This window comes from Sporomusa sp. GT1 (assembly GCF_014634905.1).
GTDB classification, from domain to species: Bacteria; Bacillota; Negativicutes; order Sporomusales; family Sporomusaceae; genus Sporomusa; species Sporomusa sphaeroides.
Window position 1 is genome coordinate 1 of sequence record NZ_BMBX01000079.1, and the last position, 452, is coordinate 452.

The 452-nt window shown below is 53.1% G+C and carries 2 tRNA genes; both read right to left on the reverse strand.

Going from position 1 to position 452, the window contains the following annotated elements:
* Position 1 precedes the first annotated feature (1 nt).
* Positions 2 to 75: transfer RNA gene (locus GT1_RS21905), tRNA-Asp, on the reverse strand.
* Between the two features lie 98 nt (positions 76 to 173).
* A tRNA-Val gene (locus tag GT1_RS21910) sits at positions 174 to 249 on the reverse strand.
* Between the last annotated feature and the right edge of the window lie 203 nt (positions 250 to 452).

Here is a 452-nt window from a genome sequence, read left to right on the forward strand (position 1 = left end):
GCGACCCTGAACGGATTTGAACCGTCGATCTCCGCCGTGACAGGGCGGCATGTTAGACCGCTACACCACAGGGCCGCAAATTAAATGATGTTCTTCGCTATCGCTCAGAACCAAGCAATTCGCACAAGTTTCCGCGTCGCTAACGCTCCTAAAAACTTGGCTCGCTGCTTATATGGTGGGCGATGACAGGATCGAACTGCCGACATCCTGCTTGTAAGGCAGGCGCTCTCCCAGCTGAGCTAATCGCCCGGATGATTAATGTAAGGATGTTCTTCGCTATCGCTCAGAACTAAGCGATTCGCACAGGTTTTCGCGTCGCTATCGCTCCTAAAGACCTGGCTCTCTGCTTATCACTGCCGCTCGGAAGTAAGCGACTCACTCAGGTTCTCATTTCGCCTATCGGCTCGTGAGAACCTGGTTCGCTGCTTATGGTGACCCGTAAGGGAATCGAA